The sequence below is a fragment of the Flavobacterium terrisoli genome (assembly GCF_030167905.1).
In the GTDB taxonomy this organism is placed as follows: Bacteria; Bacteroidota; Bacteroidia; order Flavobacteriales; family Flavobacteriaceae; genus Flavobacterium; species Flavobacterium terrisoli.
In genome coordinates this window covers 213,815-233,161 of the sequence record NZ_JARGNA010000002.1, presented here as the reverse complement: position 1 = coordinate 233,161, position 19,347 = coordinate 213,815, and the positions used below count along the sequence as shown (strand labels likewise).

Here is a 19,347-nt window from a genome sequence, read left to right as displayed (position 1 = left end):
GGGCCTAAACCATTTTTCGTATAATAAAATTATTGTCTTAAAATAATATTAAATGCGAGAGCTTTTAATCAACACGAAGAAAAAAATGAACAATTTTTCCTGGTTTATTTTTAAGAGGTGTTGGTTATCAAAAGGAAAGTATAGATTATACAGTGTTTTTACACACAAAAATTACTTTTTTTAAATCAAAATTTTGTCCATTGATGATAACAAATCAGACTGAAAGATTGAATTTTGCCTCTACTAAAAACATACCTCAATATCCGGATTTCCTAGATGTTCAGGTAAAATCTTTTAAAGATTTCTTCCAATTGGAAACCAAATCTGACGAGAGAGGCAACGAAGGGTTATACAACACCTTCATGGAAAACTTTCCAATAACTGATACAAGAAACCAATTTGTATTGGAGTTCCTAGATTATTTTGTTGACCCGCCACGTTACACCATTCAAGAGTGTATCGAAAGAGGTTTAACATATAGTGTGCCTTTAAAAGCCAGACTAAAACTATACTGTACTGATCCGGAGCACGAAGATTTTGAAACTATTGTTCAAGATGTTTATCTTGGTACAATTCCATACATGACACCAAGCGGAACTTTCGTTATCAATGGTGCTGAGCGTGTGGTAGTTTCTCAGTTACACCGTTCACCTGGTGTTTTCTTTGGTCAGTCTTTCCATGCTAATGGTACTAAGTTGTATTCTGCTAGAGTTATCCCTTTCAAAGGTTCATGGATTGAATTTGCTACCGATATCAATAGCGTAATGTATGCTTATATCGATAGAAAGAAAAAATTACCTGTTACTACTCTTTTCCGTGCTATCGGATTTGAAAGAGATAAGGACATTCTTGAAATTTTTGACCTTGCAGAAGAAATCAAAGTTTCAAAAACAGGTCTTAAGAAATACGTTGGAAGAAGATTAGCGGCGAGAGTATTGAATACCTGGCACGAAGATTTCGTTGACGAGGATACTGGAGAAGTAGTATCTATCGAACGTAACGAAATTATCTTGGATCGTGATACCATTATCGACAAAGATAATGTGGAAGAAATCATCGATTCTAACGTAAAATCTATTTTGTTACACAAGGAAGATGCTAATCAAGGAGATTACGCTATCATCCACAACACGTTACAAAAAGACCCAACAAACTCAGAAAAAGAAGCTGTTGAGCACATTTACCGTCAGTTGCGTAATGCAGAACCGCCTGATGAGGAAACCGCTCGTGGCATCATCGATAAATTATTCTTCTCTGACCAACGTTACAACTTAGGTGAAGTAGGTCGTTACAGAATGAACAAAAAACTGAACCTTGATATCCCGATGGAAAAGCAAGTCTTGACCAAAGAAGATATCATCACCATCGTAAAATATTTGATCGAATTGATCAACTCTAAAGCAGAGATTGATGATATTGATCACTTGTCAAACCGTCGTGTGAGAACCGTTGGTGAGCAATTGTCTCAACAATTTGGTGTAGGTTTAGCCCGTATGGCGAGAACCATCCGTGAGAGAATGAACGTTAGAGATAACGAGGTGTTTACACCAATCGATTTGATCAATGCTAAAACATTGTCATCGGTTATCAACTCTTTCTTTGGTACGAACCAGTTGTCTCAATTCATGGACCAAACAAATCCATTGGCTGAGATTACACACAAAAGAAGATTATCTGCCCTTGGACCAGGTGGGCTTTCGAGAGAAAGAGCCGGTTTCGAGGTACGTGACGTTCACTATACGCACTACGGAAGATTGTGTCCGATTGAAACGCCTGAGGGACCAAACATTGGTTTGATTTCATCATTGGGTGTTTATGCTAAAGTTAACGGAATGGGATTCATCGAAACACCATACCGTAAAGTAACCAGCGGAACAGTTGACTTAGTGTCTGAACCAATCTATTTAAGTGCAGAAGAAGAAGAAGGTAAAATGATTGCTCAGGCAAACATTGAAATGGATGCCAAAGGAAAAATTACTGCCGATAAGGTTATTGCCCGTGAAGAAGGTGATTTCCCGGTAGTTGATCCAAACGAGATCCACTATACCGACGTAGCGCCTAACCAAATCGCCTCGATTTCAGCTTCATTGATTCCTTTCTTGGAGCATGATGATGCGAACCGTGCGTTGATGGGCTCCAACATGATGCGTCAGGCTGTACCATTGTTACGTCCTGAAGCACCAATCGTAGGAACAGGTTTAGAGCGTCAAGTAGCTTCTGACTCAAGAGTATTAATCAATGCGGAAGGAAACGGAACTGTAGAGTACGTTGACGCCAACATGATTACTATCAAATACGACAGAACTGAAGAGGAAAGAATGGTAAGTTTTGACCCGGATGAGAAATCGTATAACTTGATCAAATTCAGAAAAACGAATCAAAGTACGTCTATCAACCTGAAGCCAATCGTTAGAAAAGGCGACAGAGTGAAATTAGGACAAGTACTTTGTGAAGGATATGCAACACAAAACGGAGAGTTGGCTTTAGGTAGAAACCTTAAAGTAGCGTTTATGCCTTGGAAAGGGTATAACTTTGAGGATGCGATTGTAATCTCTGAAAAAGTGGTTCGTGACGATATCTTCACGTCTATCCACGTTGATGACTATTCATTGGAAGTTAGAGATACTAAATTAGGTAATGAAGAGTTAACTAATGATATCCCGAACGTTTCTGAAGAAGCTACTAAAGACTTGGATGAAAACGGAATGATCAGAATCGGTGCCGAGGTTAAACCTGGTGACATTCTAATCGGAAAAATTACGCCAAAAGGAGAATCAGATCCTACACCGGAAGAGAAATTGTTAAGAGCGATCTTCGGGGATAAAGCAGGTGATGTGAAAGATGCTTCATTAAAAGCTTCTCCATCATTACACGGTGTGGTTTTAGATAAAAAATTATTCGCGAGAGCGGTAAAAGATAAAAAGAAACGTACCAAAGATAAAGACGATTTGACGTCTTTGGAAATGGAATTCGAAACCAAATTTGTTGAATTAAAAGACAAATTGGTTGACAAATTATTCAACATTGTAAACGGAAAAACATCGCAAGGTGTAATGAACGATTTGGGTGAAGAAGTATTGCCAAAAGGTAAAAAATACACCCAAAAAATGTTACATGCCGTTGAAGATTTCGCTCACTTAACCAAAGGCCAATGGGTTGCGGATGAGGAAACTAACCATTTGGTTAACGACTTGATCCACAATTATAAAATCAAGTTAAATGACTTGCAGGGTGCGTTAAGAAGAGAGAAATTTACAATTACTGTTGGAGATGAATTACCAGCCGGTATTTTGAAATTGGCGAAAGTATATATCGCTAAGAAACGTAAATTGAAAGTGGGTGATAAAATGGCTGGACGTCACGGAAACAAAGGTATTGTGGCTCGTATCGTTCGTCATGAAGACATGCCGTTCTTAGAAGACGGAACTCCGGTAGATATCGTATTGAATCCACTGGGTGTACCATCCCGTATGAACATCGGTCAGATTTATGAAACGGTATTAGGTTGGGCCGGAATGAACTTGGGTAGAAAATTTGCTACACCAATTTTTGACGGAGCAACGTTAGACCAAATCAATGAATTGACAGACGAAGCAGGTATTCCAAGATTCGGTCATACTTATTTGTATGATGGAGGAACTGGAGAGCGTTTCCACCAGGCAGCAACAGTTGGAGTAATCTATATGTTGAAATTGGGTCACATGGTTGACGATAAAATGCACGCACGTTCTATCGGTCCATACTCTTTGATTACACAACAACCATTGGGTGGTAAAGCTCAATTTGGAGGTCAGCGTTTTGGAGAAATGGAGGTTTGGGCACTTGAAGCTTATGGAGCATCAAGCACGCTTAGAGAAATTTTGACTGTTAAATCGGATGACGTAATCGGTAGAGCAAAAACTTACGAAGCAATCGTTAAGGGAGAAACTATGCCGGAACCAGGACTACCAGAATCATTCAATGTATTGATGCATGAATTGAAAGGTCTTGGATTAGACATCAGATTAGAAGAATAAAAATAGTTGGCAGTGGCAGTGTTCGGATACATGATCTGAACACTGAACACTGAATACTGAACACTTTAAATGTTACGACTATGATGAATAGAAATAAAGATACTAAAAATACTATCAAAAGATTTGACAGAATTTCGATAGGACTAGCTTCTCCCGAATCAATCTTGGCTGAGTCAAGAGGTGAGGTTTTGAAGCCGGAAACTATCAACTATAGAACCCACAAACCAGAGCGTGATGGTCTTTTCTGTGAGCGAATTTTCGGTCCGGTAAAAGATTTCGAATGTGCCTGTGGTAAATACAAAAGAATCCGTTATAAAGGAATCGTTTGTGACCGTTGTGGTGTTGAAGTAACCGAGAAAAAAGTACGTAGAGACAGAGTTGGTCACATCAATTTGGTGGTGCCAATTGCTCACATCTGGTACTTCCGTTCGTTACCAAACAAAATTGGGTACATCCTTGGATTGCCGTCTAAGAAATTAGATATGATTATTTACTACGAAAGATACGTAGTAATCCAAGCGGGTATTGCTCAAAATGCTGATGGCGAATCATTACACAGATTAGACTTTTTGACTGAAGAAGAATATCTAAACATTTTAGATACCCTTCCGATGGAGAATCAATATTTAGATGACAATGATCCAAATAAATTCATCGCCAAAATGGGTGCTGAATGTATCATGGATTTATTGGCACGTACTGATTTAGATGCTTTGTCTTATGAATTGAGACACAGTGCTAACAACGAAACGTCTAAGCAAAGAAAAACAGAAGCGTTAAAAAGATTACAGGTAGTTGAGTCTTTCCGTGAGTCAAACCTAAACAGAGAAAACCGTCCGGAATGGATGATTTTGAAAGTAATTCCGGTGATTCCACCAGAATTGCGTCCGTTGGTGCCGCTTGATGGAGGTCGTTTTGCTACTTCCGATTTGAACGATTTGTACAGAAGAGTAATCATCCGTAACAACCGTTTGAAAAGATTGATGGAGATCAAAGCTCCTGAAGTAATCTTGAGAAACGAAAAACGTATGTTGCAGGAATCAGTAGATTCATTATTTGACAACACACGTAAAGCTTCTGCGGTTAAAACAGAATCAAACAGACCATTAAAATCACTTTCTGATTCATTGAAAGGAAAACAAGGTCGTTTCCGTCAAAACTTATTAGGAAAACGTGTGGATTATTCTGCTCGTTCGGTAATTGTTGTTGGACCTGAAATGAAATTGTTCGAATGTGGTTTGCCAAAAGATATGGCTGCTGAACTATACAAACCATTCGTTATTCGTAAGTTAATCGAAAGAGGAATCGTTAAAACGGTGAAGTCGGCTAAGAAAATCATCGACAAAAAAGAGCCTGTAGTATGGGATATCCTTGAAAACGTAATCAAAGGTCACCCGGTATTACTAAACCGTGCTCCTACCTTACACAGACTTGGTATCCAAGCTTTCCAACCAAAATTAATTGAAGGAAAAGCAATCCAGTTGCACCCATTAGTATGTACGGCGTTTAACGCGGATTTTGATGGTGACCAGATGGCGGTTCACTTACCGTTAGGGCCAGAGGCTATTTTGGAAGCACAATTGTTAATGTTGGCTTCTCACAATATCCTTAACCCTGCAAATGGTGCTCCGATTACCGTACCTTCTCAAGACATGGTATTGGGTCTTTATTATATGACCAAAGAAAGATTGACTACTCCTGAGCTTAAAATTTTAGGTGAAGGTTTAACTTTCTATTCAGCGGAAGAAGTAAATATTGCTTTGAATGAAGGAAGATTAGAATTGAACGCCCGTGTGAAAATCAGAGCGAAAGATTTTAATGAAGAAGGTGAATTAGTGTATAAAATTATCCAAACTACTGCAGGTAGAGTATTATTTAATGAAGTAGTACCTCAGGCAGCTGGTTATATCAATGAAGTATTGACTAAAAAATCTTTGCGTGATATCATCGGAAAAATCCTTGCAGTAACTGATGTTCCTACAACGGCAGCGTTCCTTGACAACATGAAAGACATGGGATACAAATTCGCTTTCAAAGGTGGATTGTCATTCTCATTAGGAGATATTATCATCCCGGAAAGAAAAGACGAATTGATTGCTGATGCTCGTGAGCAGGTTGACGGAATTACCGTAAACTATAACATGGGTCTTATCACCAACAATGAGCGTTACAACCAGGTAATTGACGTTTGGACTTCAACAAATGCGTTGCTTACAGAATTAGCGATGAAAAATATTAGAGAAGACCAACAAGGTTTCAACTCGGTATATATGATGCTTGATTCCGGAGCGCGTGGATCTAAAGAACAGATTCGTCAGTTAACCGGTATGCGTGGTTTGATGGCTAAGCCTAAAAAATCTACTGCTGGTGGTGGTGAAATTATTGAAAACCCGATTCTTTCTAACTTTAAGGAAGGCCTTTCGATTCTTGAGTACTTTATCTCTACTCACGGTGCTCGTAAAGGTTTGGCGGATACCGCTTTGAAAACGGCAGATGCTGGTTACTTGACCCGTCGTTTACATGACGTTTCTCAAGACGTAATCGTAAACTCTGTAGATTGTGGTACATTAAGAGGAATTGAAGTTTCGGCGTTAAAGAAAAATGAGGAAATCGTTGAAACATTAGGAGAGAGAATCTTAGGACGTGTTGCGTTACAAGATGTAATCAATCCATTGAATAATGAAATCTTAGTTCACTCTGGTGAGCAAATTACTGAAGCGATTGTTAAAGCGATTGAAGAATCTCCATTGGAGAAAGTAGATGTACGTTCGCCTTTAACCTGTGAAGCTAAAAAAGGTATTTGTGCTAAATGTTACGGACGTAACCTGGCTACCGGAAAAATGACTCAAAAAGGAGAAGCAGTCGGAGTTATCGCTGCCCAATCCATTGGAGAGCCTGGAACACAGTTGACACTTCGTACATTCCACGTTGGTGGAGTTGCGGGTGGTGTTTCTGAAGAATCAGCAATCATTGCAAGATTCGGTGGAAAACTTGAAATCGAAGATTTGAAAACAGTAGTAGGTGAAGATGCAGATGGAAACAAAGTAGATATCGTGGTTTCTCGTTCAACTGAGTTGAAATTGGTAGACGTTAAAACGGGGATTTTATTAAGTACACACAATATTCCTTACGGTTCGGTTATCAATGTAAAAGATGGTGACACGGTTGAAAAAGGTGCTGCTATCTGTAAATGGGATCCATATAACGGAGTTATCGTTTCTGAGTTTACCGGAAAAATTGCTTACGAAGATTTAGAACAAGGACAATCGTTCCAGGTTGAAATTGATGAGCAAACCGGATTCCAGGAAAAAGTAATCTCTGAAGGAAGAAATAAAAAATTAATCCCAACCTTATTGGTTTACGGTAAAGACGGAGAATTGATCCGTTCTTACAACTTACCGGTTGGAGCTCACCTTATGGTAGAAGATGGAGAGAAAATTAAAGCGGGTAAAATCCTTGTGAAAATTCCTCGTCGTTCTTCTAAAGCAGGCGATATCACAGGAGGTTTACCAAGAATTACCGAGTTGTTAGAAGCTCGTAATCCTTCAAACCCTGCGGTAGTTTCTGAAATTGATGGTGTAGTTTCTTTTGGTAAAATCAAAAGAGGTAACCGTGAGATTGTTATCGAATCTAAATTTGGTGAGGTTAAGAAATACTTGGTGAAATTATCTAGTCAAATCTTAGTACAAGAGAATGACTTCGTAAAAGCCGGGGTGCCTTTATCAGATGGAGCCATTACTCCGGATGATATCTTAAGAATCCAAGGACCATCTGCTGTTCAACAGTATTTGGTGAATGAGATTCAAGAGGTTTACCGTTTACAAGGGGTAAAAATCAATGACAAACACTTTGAAGTTGTTATTCGTCAAATGATGCGTAAAGTACAAGTGCAGGATCCGGGAGATACATTATTCCTGGAAGAGCAATTGATCCATACTGCTGACTTTATCGAAGAAAATGATAAACTATACGGAATGAAAGTGGTAGAAGATGCAGGTGACTCTGAGGTGTTAAAACCGGGTCAAATCGTTTCTCCACGTGAGTTAAGAGATGAAAATTCATTATTGAAACGTAATGATAAAAATCAGGTTGTGGCTCGTGAGGTAATTACGGCTACTGCAACTCCGGTACTTCAAGGTATCACGAGAGCATCGTTACAAACGAAATCATTCATCTCTGCAGCATCGTTCCAGGAGACTACCAAAGTATTAAATGAAGCAGCAGTGGCTGGTAAAGTAGATACATTAGAAGGTCTTAAAGAAAATGTTATCGTTGGACACAGAATTCCTGCGGGAACTGGTATGAGAGATTACGATCACACCATTGTAGGTTCGAAAGAAGATTACAATGAAATCATGGCTAACAAAGAAGAATATATCTACTAATCATGAGTGATAATAATCAACAACAAGGGCAAATCAATATTGAGTTGGATGAGAAAACAGCCGAAGGAATTTATTCCAACTTGGCTATCATCAATCATTCCGCTTCTGAATTTGTAGTTGACTTTGTAACCATCATGCCTGGTGTGCCAAAGGCAAAAGTTAAATCGAGAATTGTTTTAACACCGCAGCATGCTAAAAGATTTCTGAAGGCATTAGGCGAGAACATCCACCGATATGAATTAGCCAACGGTGAAATCAAGGATACGGAACAACCACCAATTCCTTTGAATTTCGGTCCTGCCGGTCAAGCATAAGTTTAATATGTTTTAAATAAAAAAGCCCTCTCAAGTGATTGAGAGGGCTTTTGCTTTTATACTGATTATTAGTTTGATATGGAGCATATTTTATTGCTGTATTTAACTACAATTTAATGTTATATGGCTTAAAGTCAATGTTATTTATTGCAACTACAACGTTTGCGTAACATTTTTTTTTTTGATTTTTATATAGAGCATTTTTTTTGGTTAGTTTTACGTCCCCTAAATTGATTTGGGACAGTTATGCACTGTCTTTTTTTATGTAATAATACCAAAGAATAAATAAAACAAAAATACAATACCACAGTATGAGTAACTCTATCCAAACCAATTTGATTGCTGGGAAAACTCTTTTTCAAAAAGTCATTTTTAACTTAGGCCTTCTTTTTTCCCTTTTGATGAGCAATTGCATTTGGGCACAGCCTGGTTCCATGTCTATCAATCAGGATGTCAGCGGTACCTATGCCAACACAGGAATGACCCTGGTAGGTGGGGCGTTTAGAGCCCGATTCCAGGAAAACGGTTCCGGGACTTCTTCAGGAACACGCAATTGGCAGTTCAATGCCGATGGTTATTTCAACCAATGGGGAACCACTTCGGGAGCCGGAATACAAACCTTAACGGGTTTCAATACGGTAATTGTTCCAAATACAGGTACGGCATCAGCAAATTTTTATACCACTGGTTACAACAGCAACGGTAGATTGCCGGCAACACAGGCTAATTATTATTATACGTATAACATTATCAAAGGAAGTTCCTATGCCAGTCAGAGAATGGCCATTTTGGAAACGAGTTATAACCCGGTAACCGTTAATTCAGTTTCTCAGGCCGTTGGAACTTATGGCTCAAGAACCATTAATATTGTGACTTCAGGCACGCCGGCTACAGGGGAAAATATTTTTGTACGTTATTCAACCAATAGCTTTTCAACTTCTACCATTGTTCAGGCAACAGGTTCAGGGACAAGCTGGTCAGCAAGTATTCCTTGGCAATCAGGAGCGGTTAGTTTTTATGTTTATACCAGTAACCGTACAAAAACAGCAATTGATAGTGATGTAACGTCATTAAGTACTCAGGAAGTACATGATTTAAGTACATTAAACGTAAATAGCAATAGTGGATCTAATTATTCCTGGACTCCGGTTACGGGTGCTTTCATTGTGACCAGTGCTGCGGGGACTTTTGCTTCGGGTATAGGTTATTCAAGTTTGACAAATGCCTCCGGGGTTTTCTCGGCTTTGAATACAGCAGCTTCGGGAACAGGGGCAGTGACCATTTTGCAAACTGCAGATAGTTCTTCTGAAGCAGGAACGAATTCCCTTAATGCATCAACGAACTGGACATCGATTACTTTGAACCCTTTAGGCGCCAGAACGATTAGTGGAACGGTGGCTGCTCCAATGCTTAACATCAGTGGTGCAGATAATGTAACCTTCAACGGATTGAATTCCGGAGGTAACACGCTAACTATCTCCAACCTGAGTACTTCAAATACTTCGGGGACATCAACTTTCAAGTTTTTAGAAGGAGCAACGGGTAACACAATAACCAACTGTAATGTTTTGGGTTCTGCAACGATGGCTAATGGGACAAATGGAGGGATTTTCTTCTTTTCAACAGATGGTACTACAACCAACGGAAATGACAACAACACGATTTCCAATTGTAATATCGGTCCGGCGGGTTCTAATTTACCATCCAAGGCCATATATGGTAATGGTTCAACTGGTACAACTGCCATAAATAACAGTGGGGTTACCATTTCCAATAATAACATTTATGATTATTTTGGAGCGGCAGTGGCAAGTTCCGGAATTTACCTCGGAAACGGAAATACCGATTGGACCATAAGTGGAAATAAATTCTACCAAAGTGCCTCAAGAACCCAAACTACGGCATCCTTACACGCTGCGATAAACATTTCCAATACTTCATCAGGAAATAATTTTGCCATTACCAACAATACGATTGGTTATGCCAATTCATCCGGTACCGGAACTTATGGATTTGTTTCTATTTCAGGTTCATTGTTTTATCCAATCAACTTGAATTTATCCACAGCTACAGCCACAAGTGTTCAGGGGAATACCATTGCCGGTATTGCATTTTCCGGAGCAGCCAGTGGAACCACCAGCTCATCACCATTTATTGGAATTTATGTAGCGGCCGGTTTGGTTAACATTGGAAATACTACCGGTAACACCATTGGTAGCATGTCGGCAACAGGAAGCATCACTTATACTTCCTCTTCATCAACAGCTTCAGATATCAACGGTATATATAATTTCGGATCGAGTAACTGGAACACAAGTAATAATAATATCGGAGGTATATCGATTACCAACTCTTCTACCGGTTCTGTTTCATTCTTTGGTTTAAGATGTAACACAAGTTCATCGGTAAACTGGACCTGTAATAACAACACCATTGGAGGAACAGTGGCGAATTCAATCGATAATACTTCTTCTAATACTGCCAATACCATTAATGGTATTGTGGTTACAGCGCCAATTGCAACCTTAACCGGAAATATCATCAGAAATATGAGAACAGCCGGTGGTACCGGTAGCGGTTCGGCAAGCTCTATTATTGGTATCAGAATTGATGCCGCGGCAGCGCAAACCATAAGTCAGAATCAAATTTATAACCTGTCAAATATCAATAGCGGAGGTACCGCCGTTAATATCATTGGGATTAGGAATGTATCAGCGGCCGCAACCAATTCGTTTGCCCGTAACCTGATTTACAATTTTAATGTGGCAACTTCAGCGGCGTCAACCGTCAATGGTATCAGCATGGTGGGATCATCAGGAACGAATACTGTTCAAAATAATATCATTCGTTTGGGATATGATACTTCAGGAACAGCCATCACAGGGAATTATACATTTACCGGAATAAATGTAGGTGGAGGAACCAACAATTGTTACTTTAACAGTGTTTATATTGGAGGTGCCGGAGTAACTACCGGAACAGCCAATACGAGTTGTTTCATTTCTACAGCATCAACATCGCATGTTGTCAATGTGAGAAATAACATTTTCTACAATGGGCGAAGCAATAACACAGGAACCGGTAAGCATTATGCCATAAACTATGTTTCTACACCTGCTACAAACACATCCAATTATAATGATTACTATACCGACGGAACCGGAGGAGTATTAGGTTTTCTGACTTCAGACCGTGCATCGCTTTCCGCTTGGCAAACCGCAACTTCTCAGGATCTTAATAGTTTTAATGGGAATCCTCAATTTATTGATGCGACAGGAACAACCCCTGATTTGCACATTCATGCCACCAATCCTACGGTTGTGGAAGGAAGCGGAATCAATATTTCAACCATTACCGATGATTATGACGGACAAACCCGTTCCGGACTCACTCCTGAAGACATCGGTGCCGATGCTGGAAACTTTACATCGTCGATAGTGGCTTGTACTACACCATCAACACAAGCGACTGGTTTTGTTTCTGGGACCAATACCGTAAATTCAATCGCCGGATCATTTACAACGGCGTCAGGATCCCCAACAGGCTATTTGGTTATCCGTAGTTCAGGCGCATTTTCGGGAACGCTTTCCGACGGATCAAATTATGCTGCAGGAAATACCATTGGAAACGGAACAGTAATCCAATCAAGTTCGTCAACTTCTTTTTCGGCAAGTTCACTGGCTTCAAATACTGCTTATACCATTACGATTTTCAGCTATAACAGCGGTGCTTGTAGTGGTGGGCCTAAATATCTGTCGGCATCTCCACTTACTGGTACTTTGACTACCTGTCCGGTCGCTCCGACTGCTTTTGTTAACTCGGGAGTGACTTCTACAGGAGCCACTATCTCTTGGACCGGTTCTGCTGTAGGCGGAAGTGCGGCTACGATAAACTATACTTTGGAGGTTTACACCAATTCCGGTTATACTACTCCAATTTCTGGTTCGCCTTTCAGTGTAGGATCAGGAGTTTCTTATTCTCTAACAAGTTTATCATCGATAACTACTTATTACTATAGGGTAAAAGCCAATAACGGCTCTTGTGATAGTGCCTATCTTACCGGAGGAACTGTAACAACTCTTTGTGGGGCTGAAGCAGTGCCAACCACGGTACAGACTTTTGCCACTTTTACCGGAAGTGCACCAAACCCGGTTTGTTGGTCTGAAGCTACCGGAGCTGTTGCCAATCCATCGACACTGACTTCTGCTGACAGTGAATGGTTGAATTCTACAGGTTTTGCCAATACGGGTTCGAATGTGGGTGTAAAAACCAATTTATTCAATACCAATCCGGGAGAATGGATTATTTCCAACCCGATTGATTTAGGGTCAACAGCCGGATTGTATCGTTTGAAATATGATATGGCGGTAACTTCTTTTAACGGAACCACTGTTCAATCTACATTAGGGACACACATTGTAAGAGTGATTATCTCTACAGATGGCGGTGCAACCTGGAGCAGTACTAATACTTTGAAAACTTACACCGGAGCAGCAACTTACAGCAATACCGGTCAAACGGAATATATTAACTTAACATCTTATAGCGGCGTAGTGAAATTTGCCTTTGTGGCGACTACGTCTTCAAGTACTCCGGATATTGATTTCCATATTGATAATTTTGGGGTTGAAGTTTTGCCGGCTTGTGCCGATGCACCGGCTTCTGTTTCTGCAGCCAGCGCGGTTACCAATAATTCAGCATCGCTGAACTGGACAGCAGCGGCTACAACTCCCGGAAATTCTTATGAGTATTACTATAGCACTTCGAATACTGCCCCAACAGCAGGAACTTCTGCTTCGGGTAGCGTAGGGCCTACAGTTTTAACTACCGGGATTTCAGGATTGAGTGCTGCAACGACCTATTATTTCTGGGTGCGTTCCAATTGTGATGGGACCAATAAGAGTATATGGACAGGACCGGGAACTTTTGTGACCGCTTGTAGTGTGCCGAATAATCCTTCTTCATTGGTTTTTTCTTCAGTTACTGCCACCACATTGAATTTGAATTTTACCGCAGCAAGTCCGGTGCCTACAGCCTATGTTATTTTCAGATCAACCAGCAGTATGGCTCCGGCACCTTTAAACGGTACAACTTACAATAGTGGTACGTCTTATACCTTTGGATCAGATTCATATACTTGTGTGGCCAATGCAAATTCTACCACGCTTTCTCAAACAGGGCTTACAGCAAATACCAATTATTATTACTATGTGTTTTCAAGAGATAACACTAATAGTTGTTTCGGAGCACCATGGTATTCAACAGGGGTAAGTGCCAGCCAGATTACATGTCCGGCAGCGCCTACAGCTTTTGTCAATTCGGCGATTACAACTACAGGCGCTACCATTTCCTGGACAGCATCAGCAGGAGGAACTGCCGCAACCGTAAATTACACTTTGGAAGTCTACACCGATTCTGGTTATACTACTCCAATCTCAGGTTCGCCATTCTCAGTAGGAACAGCTGTGACCAAAACACTAACCGGCTTGACTGCGGGAACGGTTTATTATTACAGAGCGAAAGCCAACAACGGAGTTTGTGACAGTACTTATTTGTCTTCGGGAACGGTAACAACCGTTTGTGCCAATGCCACATTGAATATCATCCAAGGGTTCAACAGTACTTCAATGCCAATATGTTGGTCTACCGCTATAGTTCCGGTAGGCGGAACCGCAACGGTACTTCAGGCTGCAACAAAAATTTCATTCCTTGCTTCAGGAAGTGGCCCAACCACAACTCCACAGGAAGGATCACATATGGTTCAATATAATTCATTCAGTGTTTCAGGAGATGCCGGAGGTGAGGAACGTTTGATAAGCGTTCCGGCAACTACTACAGGTTTTGCCAGTGTAGACGTTGAGTTCTATTGGAGAAATGAGAATAATAGTTTATACAGTACCGGGAATTATTTGAACGAAGGGGTTCAGATCCAGTATTCTTTGGATGGAACCACATGGACCAATGCCGGAAGTTTTATTCCGAGACACGATGGGACTTTGGCTTCTTCAACAGCACAATGGAACAAAAAAACGGTAACCATAGCGGCAGCCGGGAATCAAGCCACAGTATATTTTGCCTTTAAATTCCACTCGGAATTTGGAGATAATCAGTTTTTGGACAACGTGACGATAAAACCAACACCAGATCCAATCACCATAACACCTTCACCAAGCGCTACAATATGTAACGGTGCTTCTACATCGTTAACAGCATCAAGTACAGCGGCCTATACTTATACATGGTCACCAGCTACAGGGTTGAGTGCTACTTCGGGAGCGACAGTTACCGCCAGTCCTACAACCACTACCATTTATACAGTTACGGGGGTTGCAGGCGCAATGACTACAACCCAAACCATCACAGTTACAGTAAACCCATCACCTTCGACAGTTACTGTAACACCTTCAAGTACTACTGTTTGTGACAGTACTATTACGACTTTAACTGCCAGTTCTCCTAGTACAACAACTGTTACTATCGGAACCAGTTCGGGAAGTTCTGCAGCGGCCAATACGCCATACAGACAAGCCGTTACTACACAGGCAAGAATGCAGTATTTGATCACTAAAGCGGAACTTAATGCAGCTGGGATAACTTCAGCAACCAATATTACATCGATAGCTTTTAATGTTACTTCTGCCGGTGCAGGAACTATTCCGACTTATACTATTGGAATGGCTAACACTGCTGCCACAGTAATGACAACAACATTCCTTTCACCAACATTTACGACAGTATACACCGGAACCAATTATGTGGTGACTTCAGGGCTTAATACCCATACATTTGGAACAGCTTTTTCATGGGATGGTACTTCGAATATCGTAGTCAACATCTGTATGGCCGGTGTGACCTCGGGAACAACTGCTACGGTGAGTGTTTCAACTCCTTCAGTAGTTAGTACAGCAACCTTAAACGGTTCAAATTCCTGTTCAACAGCTACTGGTAATGCAACCAGTACTAACCGACCGGTAATGACTTTTGGAGTGGCTGGGAACTATCCTATAACTTGGTCTCCATCAACAGGTTTATATACCAATAGTGGTGCTACTACCGGTTATGCCGGAGAGGCTTTGTCAACAGTTTATGCAAGACCATCTACGACAACCACTTATATAGCTACGGCAACTTTGGGCTCTTGTACCAAGACCTCTTCAACTACCTTAACGGTGAATACGACGCCGGTTGCAGGTACAGTTAGTAGTAACCAGTCAATTTGTTCAGGCGCGACTCCGTCAAATATATCATTGAGTGGAAGTTCAGGAAATATTCAGTGGCAGTCTTCAAATGACAATTCCGTATTTACTGATATTTCAGGTCAAACAAGTTCGACTTTACCAGATACAACCATAGGAGCATTAACGGCAACGAAGTATTTTAGAGCTGTTGTTTCTAATGGTGTCTGTACTCCAGCGATTTCAGGAGTGGTGACTGTTGCTGTTTCTTCAACTGTAGATTTTGCAAATCTTCAATTCCCGGCTACAGGTTCAATCTGTTTGGGAGGTTCTTTTACAGCATACGGACAGGTTTATGAACCAGGAGTAACTCCGGGCGCCGGTGCGGGTGCAGGAATAACTGTTGAGTTCGGGTATAATGCTACCAACACCGATCCGGCTTCTTGGACAACATGGACAGCTGCATCATTTAATTCACAACAAGGCAATAACGATGAGTACTCTTATGTATTCACGCCAGGATCGGCAGGTACTTATTATTACACTTTCAGATACAAACAAGGTGCTTGTGATTGGCAGTATGGCGGATACAATGGCGGTTTCTGGAATGGAAGTTCAAATATCAATGGAACACTAACCGTAAGTTCACCTCCAACCACAGCTGCAGCAGGTAATGATTTGACAGTTTGTGAAGGAGTAACCATTACTTTAGAGGCGAATACTCCGGTAATAGGAGTTGGTTCATGGAGTATCATAAGCGGTACTGGTGGTGCCGTAGCCGAATCAGGCAATCCGGCATCGAACTTTACAGGCAATTCAAATACGACTTATGTTTTAAGATGGACAATCAGTAATGGAACTTGTACAGCGTCTACGGATGATGTTTCGATTACCATTCAAAGAGGAATATTAGATTATGGCAATTTGCAAACCGATTCTGCAACGATTTGTGCAGGCAGTACTTTTGATGCCTATGGTCAGGTATACGAGCCAACGGTTACTGAAGCTGCTGGAGCCGGAAGCAATATTGAAGTACAATTCGGGTATCATACAGCAGATACAAATCCAAATACCTGGACATCCTGGACATCGACCGGAGTAAGCTATTTTGGTCAGGCCGGAATTGGGAGTAACAATGACGAGTATAAGTTTACCGGTGGAGCATCATTGGGAGCAGGAACTTATTATTATGCTTTCCGATATAGAATAAATGGTTGCCAATGGGCTTACGGAGGCTATTCGGCTACCGGTGGCGGAAACTGGAATGGAACGACTGTTGTTAATGGCGTACTGACGGTTACTCCTGCTTTGTCTGCTTCAGTTAGTATTACCGCCAATTCGAGTACAACAATTTGTGCAGGAGCAAGTTTGTCGTTTACGGCAACGCCAACCAATGGAGGAACAACACCATCCTTTCAATGGTACGCTGGTGCAACACCTGTAGGAACAAATAGTACTACTTATACTTCTAATTCATTGGTGAACGGAGATACAGTAAGTGTAGTGATGACTTCAAATGCAACGCCGTGTTTGGTGAATTCTCCCGCTACTTCAAATGGTATTGCAGTTACCGTTAATCCTTTACCGACGATAATTGCCACTGCGGATACTGCGGTTTGTGCCAATAAAATTGTCACATTAACAGCTACCGGTGCAGACAGTTATGTTTGGTCTTCGGATGTTTCGAATACGCTTTATGATGATGCTAATGCTACCATTCTTTATACCGGTGCAAATGCTGCAACCGTTTATGCTAAAACGACTGTAACGGCTAACTTTACGGTTACCGGAACGAATACATCAACAGGATGCACTAACACGGATACAACGACTTTAACCGTTCAAACGGTTACGTGGAATGGTTCATGGTCAGGTACTCCAACAGCATCTACGTCAGCAGTAATATCGAGTAATTATACCACAACAGAAAGTTTATCGGCTTGTGCACTAACAGTAACTAACAACGCTAATGTTATTGTGTCACCAAATCATACTATTACTTTAGACGGAGCGCTCACTGTTGAAACAGGAAGTACATTTACTCTTGAAAGCAATGCTGTTCTTTTACAAGGCGGTGCAACCAATACAAATAGTGGAGCAGCAACTATCAAGCGTAACAGTTCTCCTTTGTATCGTTTGGATTATACTTTATGGACTTCGCCTGTTGCCTCACAAAATCTTTACGGTTTTTCACCGCTAACCTTAACCAACCGTTTTTATACCTATAAAGAATCTACGAATGTTTATTCTACGTCGGATTGGTATACCAATGGTTTGGCACTGTCTTCAACCAGTACTTTCCAAACGGGAAGAGGTTACTTAATCCGTACACCAAACAACTGGGTAGATGTGAGTACCGGAACACCGGCTTCTTATCCGGGTAGTTTTACAGGAGTGCCAAACAGTGGAGACATTTCGGTTTCAATAGATAAAACCGCTGGAGATCCGGATAACTATGGTTATAATGCTGTGGGTAATCCTTATCCATCGCCTATTAAAATTTCTACTTTCTTAACTGATAATTCAGGTTTAATCGGATCTACTTTATGGTTCTGGAGAAAATTGAACAATGTAAACCAAACCCTTCCGGGTCAGGCAACAACTTCTTATGTTACTTATAGTGGCGGAACGTTTAGTTCAGGAGCTGAAGAATATTATAACATTGAACCGGGTCAAGGTTTCTTTGTAAAAGCCAACTCGGCCGGATCTTTACAGTTTAAGAATACACAGCGTGAAGCCAATAATGGTCGTTTCTTCAGAACAAACAATCAAGCCAACACCATTGGGGAAGGAAGACTGTGGTTGTATTTGAAGAATAATGAAGTGGAAGTTGGGAATTTAGCCATTGGTTACAAAGAAGAAGCCACAAATGATTTGGACGAAGCTTTTGATGGTGCTTATATCAATGACAGTCCATTGGCACTGACATCGTTGGTTCAGAATAAAGAGTTGTCAGTACAGCACAGAGCGCTACCTTTCATGGATACAGATGTGGTGCCGTTATCCTTTAAAACAGATGTTGCAGGAACTTTCAGCATTGTCTTTAATACAGCCGATGGTGTGCTTGCAACCCAGGATGTTTATTTAGAAGATTTGCTTTTAGGACAAATTGTAGATATCAAAGCTGCACCTTACTCCTTTAGCAGTAATACAGGCTTTTTTGCCGATCGCTTTAGAATTGTATATTTGGATAATACTTTGGGTATTAATACGCCACCATTTAATGCCAATCAAATTGTGATTTATAAAAATGGGCAAAATGATTTGGTGATCGATGCCGGAACTACTATGATGAGTGAAGTGAAAATATTTGACATTAATGGTCGATTAATTATTGAAAGAAAAGAAATCAATACATCAGAGACTAGTATTCCGGTGAGTTTGGTCAATGAAGTTTTGCTCGTTCAAATTACTTCTCAGGAAGGAATAACAGTAACCAAAAAAATAGTTAAATAGC

At 40.7% G+C, this 19,347-nt stretch carries 4 protein-coding genes; all 4 read left to right on the top strand.

What is annotated here, in order from left to right:
* Positions 1–203: 203 nt before the first annotated feature.
* Positions 204–4,016: a DNA-directed RNA polymerase subunit beta gene (rpoB, locus tag P1K33_RS03025; protein WP_284651385.1), complete on the top strand. Its 3,813-nt coding sequence runs from the start codon at positions 204–206 to the stop codon at positions 4,014–4,016.
* A gap of 80 nt (positions 4,017–4,096) precedes the next feature.
* Entirely contained in the window at positions 4,097–8,401 is a 4,305-nt protein-coding gene (gene rpoC / locus P1K33_RS03020; protein WP_284651384.1) for a DNA-directed RNA polymerase subunit beta', read from the top strand.
* 2 nt (positions 8,402–8,403) lie between these two features.
* Positions 8,404–8,715, top strand: a complete 312-nt coding sequence (locus tag P1K33_RS03015; RefSeq protein ID WP_284651383.1) for a DUF3467 domain-containing protein — start codon at positions 8,404–8,406, stop codon at positions 8,713–8,715.
* Positions 8,716–9,026: 311 nt separating this feature from the next.
* The gene (locus P1K33_RS03010; RefSeq protein WP_284651382.1) at positions 9,027–19,346 is read left to right on the top strand and encodes a RemA C-terminal-like gliding motility protein; all 10,320 of its coding nucleotides are present in this window, start codon (positions 9,027–9,029) and stop codon (positions 19,344–19,346) included.
* The last annotated feature ends 1 nt before the right edge of the window (position 19,347 follow it).